18 protein-coding genes are annotated in these 19,111 nt (G+C 69.8%); 12 read left to right on the forward strand and 6 right to left on the reverse strand.

Annotation, left to right across the window (positions count from 1 at the left end):
* The 5 genes from ACYVK5_RS04260 to ACYVK5_RS04280 all read left to right on the forward strand — a co-directional run.
* Nucleotides 1–556 (forward strand): peptidase inhibitor family I36 protein (locus ACYVK5_RS04260; RefSeq protein WP_460702126.1); only part of this gene is annotated, 556 nt, incomplete at its 5' end.
* A 73-nt stretch (nucleotides 557–629) separates the two neighbouring features.
* Nucleotides 630–1,433, forward strand: a complete 804-nt coding sequence (locus tag ACYVK5_RS04265) for a hypothetical protein (RefSeq protein WP_460702128.1) — start codon at nucleotides 630–632, stop codon at nucleotides 1,431–1,433.
* Nucleotides 1,434–1,444: 11 nt separating this feature from the next.
* Nucleotides 1,445–2,806 carry an efflux RND transporter periplasmic adaptor subunit gene (locus ACYVK5_RS04270; RefSeq protein WP_460702130.1) on the forward strand — a complete coding sequence of 454 codons (1,362 nt, stop codon included), beginning with the start codon at nucleotides 1,445–1,447 and terminating at the stop codon, nucleotides 2,804–2,806.
* Complete coding sequence (locus ACYVK5_RS04275) at nucleotides 2,803–3,528, forward strand: ABC transporter ATP-binding protein (RefSeq protein ID WP_460702132.1); 726 nt, start codon at nucleotides 2,803–2,805, stop codon at nucleotides 3,526–3,528. The genes ACYVK5_RS04270 and ACYVK5_RS04275 overlap by 4 nt, the downstream gene beginning before the upstream one ends.
* The gene (locus ACYVK5_RS04280; protein WP_460702134.1) at nucleotides 3,515–4,690 is read left to right on the forward strand and encodes an ABC transporter permease; all 1,176 of its coding nucleotides are present in this window, start codon (nucleotides 3,515–3,517) and stop codon (nucleotides 4,688–4,690) included. Before ACYVK5_RS04275 ends, ACYVK5_RS04280 begins: the two co-directional genes overlap by 14 nt.
* 523 nt (nucleotides 4,691–5,213) lie before the next feature.
* Here the strand turns inward: ACYVK5_RS04280 and ACYVK5_RS04285 are convergent.
* Nucleotides 5,214–5,405 (reverse strand): hypothetical protein, encoded by a 192-nt coding sequence (locus ACYVK5_RS04285; RefSeq protein ID WP_460702136.1) that lies wholly within the window; start codon nucleotides 5,403–5,405, stop codon nucleotides 5,214–5,216.
* A 712-nt stretch (nucleotides 5,406–6,117) separates the two neighbouring features.
* Here ACYVK5_RS04285 and ACYVK5_RS04290 point away from each other — a divergent pair.
* The gene (locus ACYVK5_RS04290) at nucleotides 6,118–6,348 is read left to right on the forward strand and encodes a hypothetical protein (protein ID WP_460702138.1); all 231 of its coding nucleotides are present in this window, start codon (nucleotides 6,118–6,120) and stop codon (nucleotides 6,346–6,348) included.
* Nucleotides 6,349–6,362: 14 nt separating this feature from the next.
* On the opposite strand, the gene ACYVK5_RS04295 is transcribed toward ACYVK5_RS04290, so the two are convergent.
* The 3 genes from ACYVK5_RS04295 to ACYVK5_RS04305 all read right to left on the reverse strand — a co-directional run bounded on the left by ACYVK5_RS04295 (nucleotide 6,363) and on the right by ACYVK5_RS04305 (nucleotide 9,379).
* On the reverse strand, nucleotides 6,363–7,544 hold the full coding sequence (locus tag ACYVK5_RS04295; RefSeq protein WP_460702140.1) for a MalY/PatB family protein: 1,182 nt from the start codon (nucleotides 7,542–7,544) through the stop codon (nucleotides 6,363–6,365).
* Nucleotides 7,545–7,687: 143 nt separating this feature from the next.
* Nucleotides 7,688–8,830, reverse strand: coding sequence for a hypothetical protein (locus ACYVK5_RS04300; RefSeq protein ID WP_460702142.1), 1,143 nt, complete (start codon nucleotides 8,828–8,830; stop codon nucleotides 7,688–7,690).
* 135 nt (nucleotides 8,831–8,965) lie between these two features.
* Nucleotides 8,966–9,379 carry a DUF3817 domain-containing protein gene (locus ACYVK5_RS04305; protein ID WP_460702144.1) on the reverse strand — a complete coding sequence of 138 codons (414 nt, stop codon included), beginning with the start codon at nucleotides 9,377–9,379 and terminating at the stop codon, nucleotides 8,966–8,968.
* A gap of 117 nt (nucleotides 9,380–9,496) precedes the next feature.
* Between ACYVK5_RS04305 and guaA the strand changes: the two genes are divergently transcribed.
* The 4 genes from guaA to ACYVK5_RS04325 all read left to right on the forward strand — a co-directional run bounded on the left by guaA (nucleotide 9,497) and on the right by ACYVK5_RS04325 (nucleotide 14,209).
* Complete coding sequence (gene guaA / locus ACYVK5_RS04310; protein ID WP_460702146.1) at nucleotides 9,497–11,098, forward strand: glutamine-hydrolyzing GMP synthase; 1,602 nt, start codon at nucleotides 9,497–9,499, stop codon at nucleotides 11,096–11,098.
* A 286-nt stretch (nucleotides 11,099–11,384) separates the two neighbouring features.
* Nucleotides 11,385–11,975, forward strand: coding sequence for a Uma2 family endonuclease (locus tag ACYVK5_RS04315; RefSeq protein WP_460702148.1), 591 nt, complete (start codon nucleotides 11,385–11,387; stop codon nucleotides 11,973–11,975).
* Nucleotides 11,976–11,997: 22 nt separating this feature from the next.
* Complete coding sequence (locus tag ACYVK5_RS04320) at nucleotides 11,998–13,419, forward strand: glycosyltransferase family 4 protein (RefSeq protein ID WP_460702150.1); 1,422 nt, start codon at nucleotides 11,998–12,000, stop codon at nucleotides 13,417–13,419.
* A gap of 166 nt (nucleotides 13,420–13,585) precedes the next feature.
* Complete coding sequence (locus ACYVK5_RS04325) at nucleotides 13,586–14,209, forward strand: prepilin peptidase (protein WP_460702152.1); 624 nt, start codon at nucleotides 13,586–13,588, stop codon at nucleotides 14,207–14,209.
* An 82-nt stretch (nucleotides 14,210–14,291) separates the two neighbouring features.
* Here ACYVK5_RS04325 and ACYVK5_RS04330 read toward each other — a convergent pair whose 3' ends face one another.
* Both ACYVK5_RS04330 and ACYVK5_RS04335 read right to left on the reverse strand, forming a co-directional pair.
* Nucleotides 14,292–14,945 carry a hypothetical protein gene (locus ACYVK5_RS04330; protein WP_460702153.1) on the reverse strand — a complete coding sequence of 218 codons (654 nt, stop codon included), beginning with the start codon at nucleotides 14,943–14,945 and terminating at the stop codon, nucleotides 14,292–14,294.
* Nucleotides 14,942–16,585: a PspC domain-containing protein gene (locus ACYVK5_RS04335; RefSeq protein WP_460702155.1), complete on the reverse strand. Its 1,644-nt coding sequence runs from the start codon at nucleotides 16,583–16,585 to the stop codon at nucleotides 14,942–14,944. The genes ACYVK5_RS04330 and ACYVK5_RS04335 overlap by 4 nt, the downstream gene beginning before the upstream one ends.
* A gap of 135 nt (nucleotides 16,586–16,720) precedes the next feature.
* Here ACYVK5_RS04335 and ACYVK5_RS04340 point away from each other — a divergent pair, with 135 nt between their 5' ends.
* Both ACYVK5_RS04340 and ACYVK5_RS04345 read left to right on the forward strand, forming a co-directional pair.
* On the forward strand, nucleotides 16,721–18,208 hold the full coding sequence (locus ACYVK5_RS04340) for an ATP-binding protein (RefSeq protein WP_460702157.1): 1,488 nt from the start codon (nucleotides 16,721–16,723) through the stop codon (nucleotides 18,206–18,208).
* Entirely contained in the window at nucleotides 18,205–18,894 is a 690-nt protein-coding gene (locus ACYVK5_RS04345; RefSeq protein WP_460702159.1) for a LuxR C-terminal-related transcriptional regulator, read from the forward strand. The genes ACYVK5_RS04340 and ACYVK5_RS04345 overlap by 4 nt, the downstream gene beginning before the upstream one ends.
* Nucleotides 18,895–19,111 lie beyond the last annotated feature (217 nt).

Consider the following 19,111-nt stretch of genomic DNA (forward strand, 5'->3'; position numbering starts at 1 on the left):
GATGTATTCATCAACACGTTCAAGACGACAGCGACGAACCGTCGAGAACTCGATGGAAAGAGAGATTTCGCGCGCTGTGGCGCGCGTAGTGAGCGTGCTTGCGGCATGTGCCATGATGCTTGGCGTGGGCATGGCCGCAGCGCCGACGGCAACGGCTGCTCGGAGCGATTGTCCTTCGCCGGGCTACGGTTGCTCGTGGAAGGGTACCAACTACAGCGGCGGGGTTCCCGCACGGTTTCTGTACAACATCTACGACTACGCCAGCCTGGGATCCGGCTGGAACAACAACATGGAGTCGGTTGACAGTAATGGCACCAATTCATCTTGCCGTGCTCAGTTCTTCGACTTGAGAGGCTACTCCTTCAACACTGGTCTGTATAGCCTGGGCCAGCGTGTCAAGCTTGCGCCTGGGCAGTCTTACAGCTCTCTGAGCGGCCGAGTGTTGTACCGATACTACAACGATGCCGACGGCAAGTGGTACAACGTCGATTACTGGCCGAATAAGATTTCGAGTGCCAGGTTCACCAAGGCGAGCAACGACTACGCTGCTTGCTGACTGATGGCTGGCTCCGGGCCCCCGGGACGGTTGCGTTCCGGGGGTCGGAGTTCGCATTCGCCAAGGTGGCTATATGAGCAAATTCGAGGAGTGTTCAGTAAAGATGGTATATCGATCCCGCGTGGCTCCGGTCTTGCTGGGGATGGTGCTTGTCGCGGTTGTGGTGGGGTGCACCGCGAGCCCTGAAGGGGAGGTTGCCTCACTTGGATCTGCGGAGGGCGGATCGACTGGCGGGGGCTATGTCAACGAAGCGACCGTGCAGTATGCGGCTTGCCTTGAAGGGCTGGGGTTGACGGTGTCGCCAGCCTCAGGGCGCACTGATGGGCTGGATGGATATGTGGAGATTGCTGGCGCTACATACATGATGATTGATGGTGCTGTGGAGGCTGGTCCGGACGTGCCGATCGCAGTCGATGGTGTCGATAGAGATGCCGAGATTCGGGACTGTCATGCGGATAACGAAGGCGCAAAGGACGCGTTCATCAACAGCAACGACGTCGAGGTCTACGGGGATGACGGGTGGGCCGAGGCTGGCGTGCAGCGCTTTGATGCCGGCGTCGAATGGGCGGAATGTGCGCGCGATGCGGGCGTTTCAACGGTTGCTGATCCGAAGCTGAACGTCAAGGCTGACATCGGGACTGTGATCCTTCCGGAAGGGCTTTCGCTTGATGAAGCGGCCATGCTTGGTGAAGTGTGCAGTCGCCCGATGGCTCTTGAGTGGTATACGGATCCTGAAGCGGAAGTTCCTCTCTTTGGTTTCGAGGTAATGGGAGACCTGACACCTTACGCGGATGCTGTGGACGGACCGTTCTCCGACGTGGTGAAAGGGTGCCAGAACCTCGACCCCGATGAGTGCGCCGCCGAGCTGGGATGGTAGAGACTTCTGCCATGAGGCGTCGTTCGAAGGTTGTGATGGCTGCGGCGGCGGTGGCGGTGTTGGGGAGTGGTGCTGTGTTCACAGCGCAACAGCTCACCGAGCCGCAGAACGCCGCGGCTGGGGAGGCTGCCGAGAGGGAGATGCGCGCCACACCCGTGTCTCGCGGGTCGTTGGCAGCAGGCATGGTGCTGAGCGGCACGTTGTCGCGTGGTGAGCCGGAGCCGTTGAACGGCGTCAGCGAGGGGATTCTGACGTGGATTCCCTCAGGTGGCGCGACGATTAGGAGTGGGGAGCGGTTGTTCGAGTCGAACGGTCGCCCCACGTTTCTGCTGCGCGGCGAAGTGCCGTTGTGGCGTCCGTTGCAGTATGGCGACCGTGGCAAGGACGTACAGTCTTTGAACAGTGCGCTGGCTGCTGCGGGCGTCCTAGACGAGTCGAGGGCCGATGATGTGTTTGGGCCTGGGACGAGTGGTGCGCTGGCGAAGTTGTTCGAGTCGGCGGGATATGAGCCGCCGTCGAGGACGAGTGAGGGCAAGAAGCGCGTCGAGGCCGCGCAGGAAGCGTATGACACGGAGGTTTCGGGGCTGGAGGACGCGAAGAAGGCCCTCACCGCTGCCCACGAGGGCGGCTCATCGTCACCAGAACCTACCGGGGAGAGCGACGGCGCGGGCGCAACCGAGGAGGCCCCCGATCTCGCGAGCCTCGCGGCGGCGGTCAAGGATGCGAAGAAGAAGGTGTCTGAGGCCGCGCGGGATTTCACGGTCGCACGCGCCGAGTTCGTGTCACCGGCGGACGTAGTCATCGTGGACTCCTCGCAGATCCGTGTGGCGTCGGTTCCGGTGCGGGTTGGCGACCCGGCGTCGGGTGAGGTGTTGCGGTGGACGGGTGCGACGATCAGCGCGGAGGCGGAGGTCACCCGTTCGCAGCAGGCATCCTTGTCGGTGGGCGATTCGGTGACGGTCACGCTGCCGGATGGGCAGGAACTGCCGGGCAAGATCGTCTCCACCGACGGATCTCATCCGGATAGCGGATCCGGTGACGGCGCGGTCGATGGTGCTGGTGGCGGCGAGGGGGAGTCGGCGGAGTCGGCGACGGTGGTGGTGGAGATCGAGGATCAGGACAAGCTGTCGGGAAGCGTTGGTGCGGCGGTCCGGATCGAGGTGACGATGGACAGTGTCGAGGACGCGTTGATCGTGCCGGTGACGGCTTTGGTCGCGTTGGCCGAGGGCGGCTACGCGGTGGAGAAGGTGATGCCAGATTCGTTGCCGGGTAGCGGCACGCTCGTCCCGGTCGAGGTTGGCCTGGTGGCTGAGGCGAAGGTCCAGGTCACGAGCGCGCAGTTGGATGAGGGTGACGAGGTGCTGATTCCGTGAACCCGGATGCGACACGCCCCGCGATCGAGCTGCGTGGGGTGTCCAAGACATACATGACCGGCTCGGGTGACCTCACGGTCCTGAAGGATGTGTCCATTTCAGTCGGGCACGGCGAGCATGCTGCGATCGTGGGGCCGTCTGGTTCCGGGAAGTCGACGATGCTGTCGATCCTCGGCACGCTGGATCAGCCCACGATGGGTGATGTGCTGGTCGATGATCGCTCGACGGGCGCGATGTCCGACGGTGAGCGGTCTGAGCTGCGGTCCCGCTCGTTGGGTTTCGTATTCCAGCAGTTCCATCTGTTGCCGCACGTGGATGCGGTGGGCAACGTAGAACTCGGGATGTTGTACTCAGGGTTGGCACGCGCCGAACGCCGTCGTCGGGCTACCGAAGCGTTGGAAAGGGTCGGGCTGGCCGAGCGGCTCGACCACCGCCCCACGCAGCTGTCCGGTGGTGAACAGCAGCGCGTCGCGATCGCGCGCGCTATCGCACATCGGCCCGCCGTCGTGCTTGCTGACGAGCCGACCGGAGCGTTGGACCAGACCACAGGACGGTCAATCATGACGCTGTTCCGTCGCCTGGACGATGTCGCACTTGTGGTGATCACGCATGACGAGAACATTGCGGCGGGTTTCCGGCGTCGGATCAAGATTCGTGACGGGCGCATCGAGTCGGATGAGAACTCCCTGCTGGCCGTGGGGAGGCGTGATGGCTCGGCTTGATCTGCGTGACACGTTCGCGACGGCAATGCTCGGGCCGCGGTCTCGTCCATCGCGGTCTTTGCTGTCGATGTTGGGGATCGGGATTGGTATCGCGACGTTGGTGGCGATTATGGGGATCACCGCGACGAATGAGGCCGCGCTGCGTGCTGAGTTGGAGGCGATGGGGTCGAACGTGCTCTTGGTAGCTCCCGGGACGGGGCCGGATCGGCAGCCGGTGCCGTTGCCGGAGACTGCGCCGGAGATGATCCAGCGGGTGGGGCCTGTGCTCGGTGCCGCCGCGGTGCGGAACCTCGGGGAGGTTGGGGTGTTCCGCAACGAGTACGTGCCCGAGACGATGGGTGGCGGGTTGTCGGCTATTGCCGTGCAGCCTGAACTGGCCAACGCGATGGATCTGACCGTGGCGCGAGGGAGCTGGTTCGATGCCGCATCGGCGTCGCTTCCCACGACCGTGCTTGGGGCGCGGGCCGCGGAACATCTGGGTGTGACAGAGGTAGGGCAGCGGATCTGGATCGACGACACCTGGTATGCCGTGATCGGTGTACTGGAGCCCTCCGGCCTCGTGCCACAGGCGGATTCGGCGGCGCTGCTCGGTGAGGAGTGGATCCTGGACCAGGATCCCAGCCTGGAGATCAGCACGATCTACGTGCGGGCCAGGTCCGGGACGGTGGACGCGGTGACCGAGGTGCTCGATGACACTGCCAATCCGGCGATGCCGCGTGCGGTGAGCGTGTCGCCACCCTCGCAGCTCGCCGAGGCGCAGAAGGTCGTGGACACGACGTTCCAGCAGCTCGCGCTCGGGTTGGCGGCCGTGGCTCTGTTGGTCGGCGCGATCGGGATCGTGAACACGATGATCATCGCCGTGTTGGAACGCCGTTCCGAGATTGCGCTGCGGCGCGCGGTGGGGGCACGCGCGGCGCAGATCCGCACTCAGTTCATGCTGGAGGCTGGGATCCTGGGCCTGGGCGGCGGGACTGCGGGCGCATTCCTGGGTCTGATCGTCGTCGTCATCTACGGAACCGCTCAACGAACGCCACCGTACCCAGACTGGATCGCAGCCGGCGTTGGCATCGGGCTCTCGGTCCTGGTCGGCATCCTTGCAGGTGTCTACCCCGCCATGCGCGCCGCGCAGCTTTCCCCGGTGGAAGGCCTCCGCAGCGAATAGTTCAGGGGTGGTTCTCCGTGGGTGAGGCGGGTCGGGTCTGGTCCGGACCTACAAGGATGGAAGTTCCCGCGCTGACCATCCTGCTTCAGAAGCTCGGCACGACCGATCGACACGGGTCGCACCGGTAGCGCCGACGGCTGCCCGTTGTCGCGTGAGCTCCGCCTCGATTCCCCGCCCCATGATCGAGGGCGGTACGGGCGTCAACCTGCAGAATGCGTTCTACGCGCTGCAGTGGTGGGTGTTCGCTCGTCCGCGACGAGATGGCGGGCGGCAAGCGCGGCGGCCGGGCCACGGACCCGGACACGGGCATCGCGGGGCTGCCGGCGGCGTGAGGCCGGGGCTTCTTCCAGCGGCTGCTGACGGTGCAAGTTGACCCCTTCGCCCAGGACGTCAAGGCCACCTTGCACTTTCCCGGATCCGATGTACGGTGGTTCATGCGAGGGGCAATAGCCCTGAGAAGTGAGCCCGGGGGCCTTCCGGACGGTTGGTAGCCCGGGCTTCGCGCTGTCCGGACTCAGTCGCGTCAGAGCGGCGTCTCGATGACTTCTGCGATCAGGCCCTTGGCGGCCGCTTGCCACGGGCCGCCGCGCTGCCAGGCCCACGCGACAGCGTCTGCTGCCCAGAGCAGCGGCTCCTCATGGCGGTGCATGTGGTCATAACGCACTTCGGTCTTGCGTAGCTCCTGGTTGAGGATGCGGCGGTCGAGCACTGCCACGCTTTCGTCCATGTCCAAGACCACAGACCGACACTCACGATCCCGTACGTATCGCGCGAGAGCACGGATACAGGCTCCACGTGGCGGCGAGCCCTTCTTCATTTCCGCGCGAAAGAGCACGGCAGTCACTCCATGCGCTGCGAGTGTCCTCATCACGGCCTCGCGTACCGCAGGTCTCTCCGACTTGAAGTGCAAGCTGCGCTGGCCGGGCTTGCGGTGAACGCGCAAGGCCGCTCGAAGGCGATGGACTTCATGCGGTGCTACGAAGGCCGCGACGAGCACGAACCCCCTGACCTTGGTCTCGTCGACGAACACCTGGCAGCCGGCGAGCGCGCTCGCGGAGGCGGCTCCGCTGTCTGGGGTCCCGTGGAAGGCCAAGGACTTCTCCCGTGTGTTGTTGGTGGAATAGCAGCAGCGAGGTACGCCCTGCGCACCTCGCTGAAACTTCCGACATCCTACGTTCGCGGTCTCTATGTGTCCTGTCGAGCGGGACTCCGGCGCACGCGCACATTGCGCACGGGCAGGTGGAAGGTGACGGGCTCCTTGGTCAGCGACCGGCTTCGATGCCGTCGAGGAGCAGGGCGATGCCGTCCTCGAAGGCAGCCGGGCCGTCGGGCGAACCGCCCTTGGTGATGGCGGCCATGAGCGTGGGGGTCTCCGTCGCGAAGTCGGGCGGAGTGTCCGGTTGCTCTGCCCGGGCGGGCGACCGTGGATGTGGTACTCCGTCGTCACGGCCGTGGCGATTCCGGCGACGTTCGCGATTGCGGCGGGGGCGTACGACATGGACTCCGCGTCAGGCACCTTTCACGGGCTGTGGCAGCGGATCAATCTGAGCATCAGTCTCGGCTGGATCGCCGCCGTTGCCGTCCGGTACCTCCGCCTGCTCGACGTCCCGGCGTCGGGGCCGGCGATCCCTGTCCCGCGGGCCGGTGGGTCGAGGTGACGGGGCGCGGTGCGTCAGCCCTGCGCGACCGCCGTGCCCATCCTGGTCAGGGCCTCCCGGAGGATGGGGCGCGGGGTGGCCAGGTTGAGGCGGACGAAGCCCTGGCCCGCCTCGCCGCACAGGGCGCCGTCGGTCGTCGTGACGCCGGCGCGGTCGCGGAAGAACGCTGCCGGGGACGCCGCGTCGCCGAGGTCCAGCTTGCGGCAGTCCAGCCACGACAGATAGGTGCCCTCCAGCGGGGTGACGGTCACGTCCGGGAGGTGCTCGGCGACGCCGTCGACGAGTGTGCGGAAGTTGCCCTGGAGGTAGGCGCGGGTGTCGTCGAGCCAGTCGCGGGAGCGGTCGTAGGCGGCCGTGGCTGCGACGACGCCGAGGGTCGCGGCCTGCATCTCGGCGTGGTGGCCCACCTCGTTCCAGGTCCTGACGTCCGCGCCGTTCGACAGCACGAGCTGCGCGCACTTCAGGCCGGGCAGGTTCCACGCCTTCGACGCCGAGGTGGCCGTGACGGTGTGGCCGGCCGCCGTCTCGGACAGCGAGGCGTAGGGGACATGGCGGTGCGGGGCGAACGTCAGCGGCGCGTGGATCTCGTCGGCGAAGACCCGGCCGTCGTGGCGGTCCACGACCTCGGTGATCGCGTGCATCTCGTCCGGCGTGAGGACGCGGCCGACCGGGTTGTGCGGGTTGCACAGCACCAGGAGGTGACCGCCGGCGGCGAACGCGGCGTCGAGCGCGTCGAGGTCGTAGCTGTGGTGCGGGCCCTCGGGGGTGTCGGTGACTGCCATCGGGACCTGGATGATGTCGCGGCCCAGGGTGCCCGGCAGGGTGAGGAACGGCATGTAGGCCGGGGTGGGCAGGATGATCGGCGAGCCCGGGCGCGAGTAGTGGGTGATGACGGCCTCGAGCGCGGTGAGCACGTCGGACACCGGGCGGACGCGGGCCGGGTCCACGTCCCAGCCGTAGCGGTCCGCGGCGAACCGGGTATACGCCTCGGACATCTCGGTGACCAGGGCCTTCGGCAGGTACCCGAACGCGGCGCGGTCGACGGCCTCGTGCAGGGCCCTGGTGACTTCGGGCGACGTGCCGAAGTCCATCTCGGCCACCCACGCCCCGATCGTGCCGGGGAAGGCGGTCCACTTCATGCTGCCGGCGTCGCGGAGCTGGTCGGCGGTGATGGCATCGAACGGGTGTGTGGTCACGCAAGCATTCAACCAAAGCGCCGCGGCGGTCCGACAGCCTGTCCGCGCACAGGTGGGTGTGTGGTCGGTCCGCTGTCATTGCGGTCGGTCTCTTGGGGGACCGACCGCAATGACAAGGAGCCGACCGCTCGACAGCCGGCCCGCTACCCCTTCACCGTCTGGCCGACCTGCCGCAGCTTCCTCGTGAGGTAGCTCGGAATCCGAGCCACACCGGACTTCCGCGGGTTGTCCGGGCGCAGGCCGGGAACTGCCTGCGGGTCGGCGACGAGCGGGTTGTCGGTCTCGGGGCCGCGTGGCGGGGTCAGGACGGCGGTGGGGGTCCACGGGTCGATGCCGTGCACGACGTGCAGCCGGATCAGCTCCCACACCGAGATCATGACGATGATCAGCATGGCCGTGAAGCCGGGCATCGCGGCCGTGACGAGGTACTCGCCGGTGGCTCCGCCCGGCAGGGTGCCGGAACCGCCGCCGGCCACCGCGTCGGACGCCACGGCGAACCACTCCGGCCCGCGCTGCATCGCGTAGAGCCCGGCCAGGGCGAGCGACCAGAGCGCCGGGAGTGTGGGGTGGCCGTCGGCGCCACGGGAGTGAAAGGTGATGGCCAGCGGCAGCCCGACGGTGACGACGCCGACGAGCAGGATCAGCCCGATGATCCCGAGGATCATGAGGACGGCCAGCAGCAGGAGCGACCCGACCTCCGGAGTCTGCGCCTCGGGCAGCTCGGCGCCGCCCTCCGGCCACAGCGGGGGCAGGACCATGACGTAGGCGACCGTCAGGATGCTGATGACCGCGAGCGTCGCCGGGGCGCGCAGGGGAAGGAAGGGGGAGAGGACCGAGCGGGCCCGGCCGTCTTCCGGTGTAATGGGTGGTGGGTAACGAATTTGCCGCTTGTACATGAAGAGTGAGCCAAGCGAGATCAACAGCGCGACGGCCGCGAGGGAGCTCACCGCCCAGAGGGTCCCGTGAGCCAGGATGCCGATCCAGGACGGCAGTCCCGTGTCCGGGATCGGGGCCGGGAGCTTGGTCGGAAGGGCCCTGGACCGCATCAGCTCCGCGGTGGTCAGCAGGACGGCACCGGCGACGCCCCGAACTGCAGAAAGCTGGTCTATGCCATGGTCACGGACGTATCGATGCTCCGGGATGAGGCCTGCCCGGAGGGCTCCGAAGCCCAGTCTCAGGAGGCCCGAGAAACCTGATGCCACGGTCGCGACCGAGACCAGGATGATCGCCGGGATCGCCAGCACGAGCGTGGCGACAGACAGATAGAGGAAAGTCGTCTCACCCATAACCGCCCCCTGATTCCGGGTGAAGTTCCATGTGGAACTATCTTTCCAAACCTTGGCGATTGAGGTCAACTATCGTTACGGTCTTGAGATGGAAATGAGAGGGATGTGACGGACATGGGTGCCGCGTCCGGACGTTCAGACCCCGAAACGCTCCTCGAGCGCGGCGAGCTTCGCCTCCGCCTCGGCGTGGATCTTGCGCTCCAGCACGAACGACATCACCGGCACGACACCCGCCAGCACCATCGTCACCAGCCGCCCGAAGCCCCAGCGCATCTTTGACCACAGGTCCGCCACCGTGACGAGGTAGACCACGTAGATCCACCCGTGCGCGAACGGCACCCACGCGATGAACGGCATGACCGGGTCGACGTCCACGACCGCGCCCAGGACGTACTTGATCCCCATCTCCACCACGAGGACCAGCAACATCACGGCGGTCACGATCGCCAGGACGCGATATCGCGTCAGCGCGCCGCGCGCCTTGCGGATCGCGGTGCCGGCGGCCTCGGCGGAGGGGACGGACGGGCTCTCGGACTCGGCGGTGCTCACACGGCGAGCCTAGTAGGCCGACGCCGATGCTCCGCCGGGCACGAGGTCGGCGGAACGACCGGTCCCGCACCGCTGCAGGGCGCCCGCGCACCGCCGTCGGACACATAGAATCTTCGGGTGACGACGTCCGCCGCCAACCAGCCCCTCGCCGAACCGCGCCAGCACCGCCCCGTGCTGGTGGTCGACTTCGGCGCCCAGTACGCCCAGCTCATCGCACGCCGCGTGCGCGAGGCGAAGGTGTACTCGGAGGTCGTGCCGCACACGGCCACCGTCGGCGAGATACTCGCCAAGGACCCGGCGGCGATCATCCTGTCCGGCGGACCGTCGTCGGTCTACGCCGACGGCGCACCCGCCGTCGACCCCAAGCTGTTCGACGTCGGCGTGCCCGTCATGGGCATCTGCTACGGCTTCCAGGCCATGGCACAGGCCCTCGGCGGCGAGGTCGCCAAGACAGGGCTCAGCGAGTTCGGCGGGACCGACGTCGACGTCTGCGCCGCGGGCGTGCTGCTCGACGGCACCCCCGCCCACCAGGTCACCTGGATGAGCCACGGCGACTCCGTGCGAGCCGCGCCTCCGGGCTTCGAGGTCCTCGCCACCAGCGTCGGCGCCCCCGTCGCCGCGTTCGAGCACCGCGAACGGCGCCTCTTCGGCGTGCAGTGGCACCCCGAGGTCAAGCACTCCGAACACGGCCAGGCCGTCCTCGAGCGCTTCCTGTACGACGGCGCCGGGTTGGCCCCCGACTGGACCGCCGACAACGTCGTGGCCGAGCAGGTCGAGGCCATCCGGGCCCAGGTCGGCGACGCACGAGTGATCTGCGCGCTGTCCGGCGGGGTCGACTCCGCCGTCGCGGCGGCCCTCGTGCAGAAGGCTGTGGGCGACCAGCTCACCTGCGTGCACGTGGACCACGGCCTCATGCGCGCCGGCGAGGTCGAGCAGATCGAACGCGACTTCGTCGCCGCGACCGGCGTGAACCTCGTCATCCGGCACGAGAAGGAGCGGTTCCTCGCGGCGCTCGCGGGCGTGACCGACCCGGAGCGGAAGCGCAAGATCATCGGGCGCGAGTTCATCCGTGTCTTCGAGGACGCACAGCGGGACATCGTCGCCGCCGCCGGCGCGCACGGCGAGGAAGTAAAGTTCCTGGTCCAGGGCACGCTGTACCCGGACGTCGTGGAGTCCGGCGGCGGCGAGGGCGCGGCCAACATCAAGTCGCACCACAACGTGGGCGGGCTGCCCGAGGACCTGACATTCTCCCTGGTCGAGCCGCTCCGGACGCTGTTCAAGGACGAGGTCCGGGCCGTGGGCCGCGAACTCGGCGTGCCGGAGGAGATCGTGTCGCGGCAGCCGTTCCCGGGGCCGGGGCTCGGTATCCGCATCGTGGGTGAGGTGACCGAGCACAACCTGGAGATCCTGCGCCGCGCCGACGCGATCGCGCGCGAGGAACTGACCAGGGCCGGGCTCGACGGCGAGATCTGGCAGTGCCCCGTGGTGCTGCTCGCCGACGTGCGGAGCGTGGGCGTGCAGGGCGACGGCCGCACCTACGGCCACCCGATCGTGCTGCGCCCGGTGAGCTCCGAGGACGCGATGACGGCCGACTGGACGCGCCTGCCGTACGACGTGCTGTCGGTCATCTCGACGCGGATCACCAACGAGGTGCGGGAGATCAACCGCGTCACCCTGGATGTGACGAGCAAGCCGCCGGGCACCATCGAGTGGGAGTGAGCGGCGGCTCGTCCGCTGCCCGGAGGCGGCCGGGGAGTTGAGGATGTCCGTTCTGGGAAGAGATACCCCCTGCGCTCGTTCCTCGCTACGGGGGCACCATCCCAGAACGGACATCCTCAACTCCCCGGCCTCGCTTCGCGGATCGTCATGCCCTGGGCGCTGGGCATGCTGCGCATTTCTCGCTCCGCGGGCGCGACTCAACTGGACCTGTTAACCTCTCGACATGCGATCTGGAGGACTCAGGACGGCTCATGGCGTGCGCGTCGCACGTTGCTACGGTGGTGCCATGGCCGAGCTCCCTGACTGGATGCGCCCTCCTCGTGAGGAGGGCTGGCTTGCCGAGGACCTGGACGGCCTGCCGGACGCTCCCCGCCACACCGAACTGATCGACGGAGCCCTGGTCTTCATGATGTCCCCACAGCGTCGCTGGCACAGCGACGCCATCTTCTACCTCCGAAGCTTCCTCATGGAGCAGGCGCCGGAGGGCCTGGTCGTCGACAGCGAGATGACCGTTCGCCTCGACGACCGCAACCGACCCGAGCCTGACGTGATCGTGTCCAGTCGCGCGGTCGATTGGGATGTGACCTGGTACGACGCGCAGGACATCCTCTTGGCGGTCGAGGTCGTCTCCCCCGAGTCCGACCACCGTGACAAGACAGTCAAGCCCCACAAGTACGCCGAGGCAGGGATAGGCCATTTCTGGCGAGTCGAGGGCGAAGTGCGGGACGGCGGGCCGGTCACCACGGTCCACGTCTACGAGCTGGACGACATGACCAGCGCCTATGTCCCCACGGGGATCTTCCGCGACACCCTGAAGGTGGACCGCCCGTTCCCGATAGAGCTCGACGTCCAGGCGCTCTACCCGCCCGCGAAGTAGTTCCCGGACCCGGGTGCGCGCCGTGCGGATCGTGCACGTCTCCGATACGTTCGCGCCGTTGATGGGCGGGATGGAGGCGCAGGTGGCGCGGCTTGCCGCGCGGCAAGCCGCGGCCGGGCACGAGGTCGAGGTGATCACCACGACGCCGGGGGCGCCGGGCGAGCGCGGGGTGACGACGGCCGTGGAACGCCTGGGGGCCTTCGATTCCGCTGCTGTCGGCTCCGGTGTCGATGACTCGGGTTCCGACTCCGATGCCGACGGCGCCCGCGACGACGTGGCCGGTTCTGCCGCCGCGGTGCCCGACGTGACCGTGCACCGCATCGCCGCGCGTGTTCCCGGTGGCTGGCCGATCCACCCGCGCTCGACGTCGCACGTGGTGCGGCGGCTGCGGATGGCGATGGCGAGCGGGGCGCGGCCCGACGTCGTGCACCTGCACATGGGTGTCCTCGCGCCCACCGTCCAGGCCGCGCTCGGCCCGATCACCCGGCTCGGCCTGCCCGCCGTGCTGACCGTGCACAGCGTGTGGGGCCCGGCGTGGCGGGCCTTCGCCGCCGCCGACGCGATGACCCGGTGGTCGCGATGGCCAGTGCAGTGGTCCGCGGTGAGTGAACTGACGGCGGCGCCGCTGCGACGGATCGTCGGGACGCGCGGCGAGGTGCTGGTGCTGCCGAACGGGCTCGACCTGGCGGAATGGCGGCCCGTGCGCCACCGGGACGCCGAAGGAAGGCACTCCCGGGACACCGAGGGAACCAGGAACGCGGGAGAGCCCGGGGCTGCCGGCGGAACCGGGAACGTCCACGAGACCGGAACCGTCGGGCCTGCTGGTGGCTCCGGGCCGGGGGCGGCACCGGGTGGATCACCGTTCGAGGGCTTCCGGACCAGCGGCCTTCACCTGGTCTCGGCGGGGCGATTCGCGCCGCGCAAGCGGATGCTGCCGCTGCTGGCGTCGGCGGCCCGGGCGTACGAGGTGCTCGCCCGTGGCCGTCTCCGGGTCACGCTCGCCGGCGACGGGGCCGAGCTCACGCGCGCCCGGAGGTTCGTCGTCGAGCACGGGCTGTCCGACGTCGTCTCGCTGCCCGGCGCCCTCGGCGCCGACGGCCTGCGCGAGCTCTACGCCGGCGCCGACGTGTTCGCCGCGCCCGCGGTGGCGGAGGCGTTCGGCATCGCGGCGCTTGAGGCGCAGGCCGCCGGCCTCGCGGTGCTGACGCGGGCCGGGTCGGGCGTGGCGGAGCGGGTATCAAGCGGCGTCGACGGCCTGATCGTGCCCGACGACGCCGCCCTGGCGCGCGCCCTCGTCCGGCTTGCGACGGACGGCGACCTGCTGCACCGGCTCCTGGAGCGCTCGCGCGACGACACCCGCCTGGCCGCCTACGCCTGGCCCGGGGTCCTCGCGGCGACGGAGCGGGCGTACGCCCGTGCGATTGAGCTGGCCCTCGTGCGATGAAGACCTCGTGTACTCCGCGCCACCGAACCGCAGGCCCGCTCCGACAGCCGCGGTGGAACCGCAGGTTGAATCGTGCAAACGCGCGATCAAAACGATTCAACGTGCGATTCGGCATCCGTTTGCGTGATGGGCGTGCGATTCGGCGTGACGTGTCTACGCTCGTTCCGTGACTGAGTCCGAAACCCGCCCGGCGCTCCCGGCCGGTTCGCTGTCCACCAGGATCGTCGGAGAGGTGCGGCCGTTCGCGCGGTCCGTGGTCGTGGTCGCCGTCCTGGCCGTCGTGTGGGCGGTGTGGGCGGGAGGGGCCTCGTGGGCCACGCCGGCCGTCGTCGTCCTCGCCGTGGCCGGCGCCGCGCTCGGGGTCATCGACGCGCGGACGCATCGCCTGCCGAACGCGATCGTGTACCCGACGACGGCGGTGGTGGGCGGGCTCCTGATCCTCGCCGCAGTGGCGGGTGCCCTCACCGGAGGACCATCCTGGGAGGCGCTCGGGCGGGCGGCCCTGGGGTTCGCCGCACACGCGGGCTTCTACCTGCTGATGTGGCTGATCTTCGCCGGCGGGATCGGGCTGGGGGACGTGAAGCTGGCCGGCGTCCTCGGCGCGGTCACTGCCTGGTGGGGCTGGGACGCGTTCCTGCTGGGGGCGGTCGCGCCCTATGCGGTGGGCGGTGTCGTCGCCGTGGCCCTCCTGCTGTTCCGCCTGGCGGGCCGCAAGTCGTACATCCCGTTCGGCCCGTTCATGCTCCTGGGCGTAGTGGTGGCCCTGACGTGGGAGCGGCTGGTGACCTGAGGGCGGGTCCGTCGACGGACCATGAGGCTGCTTACGCCTGAGCCGTGTCAGGCGTAAGCAGCCTCATGGCTCGCGGCAACTGCTACGGCTCGCCGCGCCTGCGGAAGCTCGAGACGATCGAGCCCGCGACCAGGGCCACGCCGGCGCCGCCGAGCAGCAGGATCGCCGCGAGGCTGACGTCGATGCGGGCGCCCGCCGAGGCGGCGAGCACGCCCAGTCCGATCGCGAGGACCACCAGTCCCCAGACGACGGTCCCGACGCGCGGGCCCTGTGGCGGTGCGGGCCGCGGGGGGACGTTCGGGTGCTGCACGGTCTGAACCGCGGTCGCGGGCGGAGCGCCCTGCCCGGATGCCTGGCCCGGCGCGCCGTGGTGGACAGAGGCCGGCTGGCCCGGCGGAACGTCCGCCGGGTCCACGCCGGAGCCGCCCGCTGCCGCCGGGTCGCCGTTCCGGCCGATCCCGATCTCCTCCGTCTCCGGCACCGATCGCTCCGGCGGCCCGGCCGAACCTGCCGGCTCGGCACCCGGCTCGGCGCCCGGTCCGGCACCCGGTCCGGTAGCCGTCGCCGGCTCCACCGGGCCGGCGGCCTCGTCGGTGGACTCGGGGTCCGGGGTCGGGAGGTTCTCGATCACCTCGGTGGTGTCCGCGACGTCGCCGGCCACGGCACCCTCCGGCGCACCGGCCGAACGGGTCTCGTTCTCTCGGGCCTCATCGGGCTCGTGCTTGTTCTCGCTCACTTTTCCTCCTCGATGACGAGACCGCCCGCGGAGACCTCGACGACCAGGCGGAGCGTGGCCCCGTCGTCGTCGACCTCGTCGCTGGCGATCTCGACCCGCTGGTCGTCGATACCGCTGTAGGCTCGTTCGTCACCGTCCACGAACCACTCCACTTCTCCGGCCGAGATCAGGCCGTCGAGTTCGACGGCGACGTCCGCGGGCACGATGACGGTCGCGGCTCCCGCGCCGACCGCGATGGGTACCTCGACCGGATCGCCCGGGTCGACATCGGACAGATCGAGCTCGGTCAGGTCGATGGTGGGGTCGCCCCAGCTGACCGAGTAGCCGCGCTCGGCCTCGGCGATCCGGTTCGGCGAGAACGTGCCGTCGGCGATGGGGGTGCCGGGCTCGTAGCCGTCCACGCGGCCGTCGAAGTCGAAGACCTCGCCGACGATCGCGCGGCCGTCGTCGACGTGGCCGGAGACGTCCTCCTGTACCCACCAGAGCGTCGGGATGCCCAGGATCAGGCCCACGATCGCGAGCGCTCCCAGGCCGCCGCTCGAACGGCCGCGGAGCCCGGCGACGACGATCGCGACGCCGACGATCAGCAGCGAGGTCCCGACCCAGGCGCCCCAGATCCCCGCCTCGTCCGTGGACAGGTACGGGATCCTGCCGCCCAGGACCAGCGCGTCGAACAGGAGCACCGCACCGGTCAGCAGGATCAGGCCGAAGACGATCCCCGCGCCGCCGCCCTTGCGCCGAGGCGGGACCGGTTGCGCGTAGGGCGCGCCGGCATACGGCGTGGGAGGCGCCGCGTACGGCGGATGGGGCGCACCGCCATAAGGGGCCGTCGGCGCGGTGCCCGACGGCGCGGCCGGGCGGTCGTGCAGGCCGACGGCCCCGTTGGCCACCGGAGGCGTCGCCGGACCAGGCCCCGCGGGGCCGCTCGCGGGCGGCGCCGGAGCCGTCGTGCCGCCCCGGCCGGGCTGGGCGGCCGCCGCCGTCGTCGTCGTTCCGGCGTACGGCTGCCCGGCATACGACTGCCCGGCGTACGGCTGCCCCGCCGCGTACTGCTGCGGGCCGGGGTACGGCTGCGCGTGCGGCTCCCCCTCGGTCGAGGGTCGCCGCCGTACTGCCTGGACCAGCAGGTAGACGATCCCGACGACGACGGCGATCCAGAACAGCCCCGCGATCCACTCCGAGTTACCGAAGAAGCCCCAGTCCCACGGGCCGCCCCACGCGAATCCGAAGAGGAAGAGCACGGCCGCACCGAGGAGCGCGACGTCGAAGTTGCCGCGGATCGCCTGCTCGAGATGGATGCGGCCGTCGGACTGCTCCGGCAGCAGCGCCCACCCGAGGCCGTACGCGATGAGACCGATGCCGCCCAGGAAGAAGGTGATGACGAACAGGCCCCGGACCAGCAGGGGGTCCCAGCCCAGGCGGGCGGCCACGCCGGACGCGACGCCGCCGACCCAGCGCCGGTCGGCGCGGTAGAGGCCGGTGCGGCGGATCGAGTCGAAGAAGCCGGAACCAGCCGGACGGGGCTGGGCTCCGGGCGGTTGCTGCGGCGGGGCCTGCTCCGCGAACGATGTCTGCTGCGCGCTCGGTTCGGGCTCGCCCGGTGGCGTCGGCCCCTCGCCTGCGGTCGGGTCTGTGGTCATGACTCCATGCTCGTCGACGGGCCGCGCGATATGGATCGGGTGCTGCCCTGAACCGACCCTGGTTCGGCGTCCCCCGGACCCTGAGATCCCCGTCCATGGCTCCTCAGGGGAGCCGCGACATGCCACGATCGTGGTGTGACGAACCAAGCACCACCGACGGCGGGCCCACCGCCCGCCGGCCCGGCCGGGAGCCCGGCGCCGACCGCGCCCGCCCGCCTCACCCTGCGGCGCCCCCGCGAGGGCCGCTGGGTCGCGGGCGTGGCCGCGGGGCTCGCCGCGCACCTGGGCATGCCCGTCTGGCTGATCCGGGTGCTCTTCGTGCTGACCACGCTGTTGAACGGCGCCGGCGTCATCGCCTACCTGTTCTGGTGGGTGACCGTGGCTCCGGGCCGCCCGGAGCCCGTTGCCGACACCGACATCGACGTCGACCCCGCACGCCGTCGCATCGCACCACGCCTCGCCGCCGTGGAGGAGCCGGGCGACGACGACGCCGCGGCCCGTTCCCTGACCGACCGCCTGCGCCTCTCCGGCCCGGTCACACGCCTGAACACCCGGGACATCACCATCGGCGTGGTGCTGCTCAGCGGCGCCGCACTCCTCCTCGCGGTCCAGGCCGGCTGGGACCTCTGGGCGTCCTGGCTGCTGCCCGCGCTGATCGTGCTGGGCGGTATCGCCCTCGCCTGGAGCCAGCTCGACGGCACGTCGCGCGGGCGATGGCTGGGCGACAGCCCGCGGACGCGAGCCGGGATGCTGCGCCTGGTCGGCGGGATCCTGCTGACCATCGTCGGCGTGCTGATGCTGGTCGGGCAGGAAGCATCGATCAGCACGATGGTGCAGGCCACCGTCGCCTCGGTCGCGGTGGTCGCCGGCGTGATCCTCGTGCTCGCACCGTGGTGGCTCAAGCTCGTCCGCGAGCTCGGCGACGAGCGCGCCGCCCGTGCCCGCGAGGCCGAGCGCGCCGACATCGCCGCCCACCTGCACGACTCCGTGCTTCAGACCCTCGCCCTCATCCGCGCCCGAGCAGACGACTCCGAGTCCGTCTCCCGCATGGCCCGCGCCCAGGAACGCGAGCTGCGCGAGTGGCTCTACGACGACCGGCCCTCGCCCGGCGAGTCCGTCGCCGCGGAACTGCGAGATCTCGTCGGTCAGGTCGAGGACGCGTTCGCACCCCTGACCGTGGACACGGTGGCAGTGGGCGACTGCGTGCCCACCCCGAACACCGCGGCCCTGCTCCAGGCCACCCGCGAGGCGCTCGTCAACGCCGCCACCCACGGCCGCCCGCCCGTCTCCGTCTACCTCGAGGTGGGGGAGGAGTCCGTGGAGACCTTCGTCCGCGACCGCGGCGACGGCTTCGACATCGACGAGATCGCGTCCGACCGGTTCGGCGTCCGGGAGTCGATCCTCGGGCGTGTCCGACGCCGCGACGGGGTCGCCGAGGTGCAGAGTCGGCCCGGGTGGGGCACAGAGGTACGGATGCGCGTGCCCCGCCGGGAACCGCCGTCGGACAGGCCCCGGGGCAACGGGGGCAGGACCAACGGGACGAAGAGCAACGGAACCAGGACCGACGAGGCGCAGCCGGCCGCGCCGGACACCGCCACCGCGAAGACCGAGGAGAACGCATGACCGCCGACCAGACCCGCCCGCGCGTACCGGTGGTGCTCGTCGACGACCACCACCTGTTCCGCACCGGCGTGCGCGCCTCCCTCGACGAGCGGGTCGCCGTCGTGGGCGAGGCGGACGACGTCGACTCCGCGGTCGCCGTCGTGCACGACAAACGGCCACCCGTCGTCCTGCTCGACGTGCACCTGCCCGGCGGGAACGGCGGCGGGGGCGCCGAGGTGGTCCAGCGCTGCGCGGACGTGGCCCGCCCGAACGGCGACGGAGTGCCCGTACGGTTCCTGGCGCTGTCCGTGTCCGACGCCGCCGAGGACGTGGTCGCCGTCATCCGGTCCGGCGCTCGCGGCTACGTCACCAAGAACATCTCGGGCCCGGAGCTGTCGGCCGCGGTGGTCCGGGTCGCGGGCGGCGACGCGGTGTTCTCGCCGAGGCTCGCCGGGTTCGTGCTGGACGCGTTCGGGACGGGCGCCGCCGACATCGCCGTCGCCGACGACGAGCTGGACCGCCTCTCCAAGCGCGAGCAGGAGGTCATGCGGCTGATCGCCCGCGGCTACTCCTACCGGGAGGTCGCGAGCGAGCTGTTCATCTCGATCAAGACGGTCGAGACCCACGTGTCGGCGGTACTGCGCAAGCTCCAGCTCTCGTCGCGCTACGAACTCACCCGCTGGGCAGCGGCCCGCCGGCTGCTGTAGCGACTCCGGGCCCCATGAGGCGCCCAGGTTTCCGCACCTGACAGACCGGCTCAGCCGGTCCCGGGCCGCCGGAAAGGGTGCGAAGACCGAGGACGCGAGGCACGAGCGCCCGCAGGGCTGAGCCCGGCGGCTCCGGACAACGCTGTGAGCCCGGCGGCTCCGGACAACGCTGTACGCTCAGGCCGTCACATTTCCGACGGACAGGAAGTACCGCAGC

The sequence above is a fragment of the Myceligenerans halotolerans genome, from assembly GCF_054782975.1.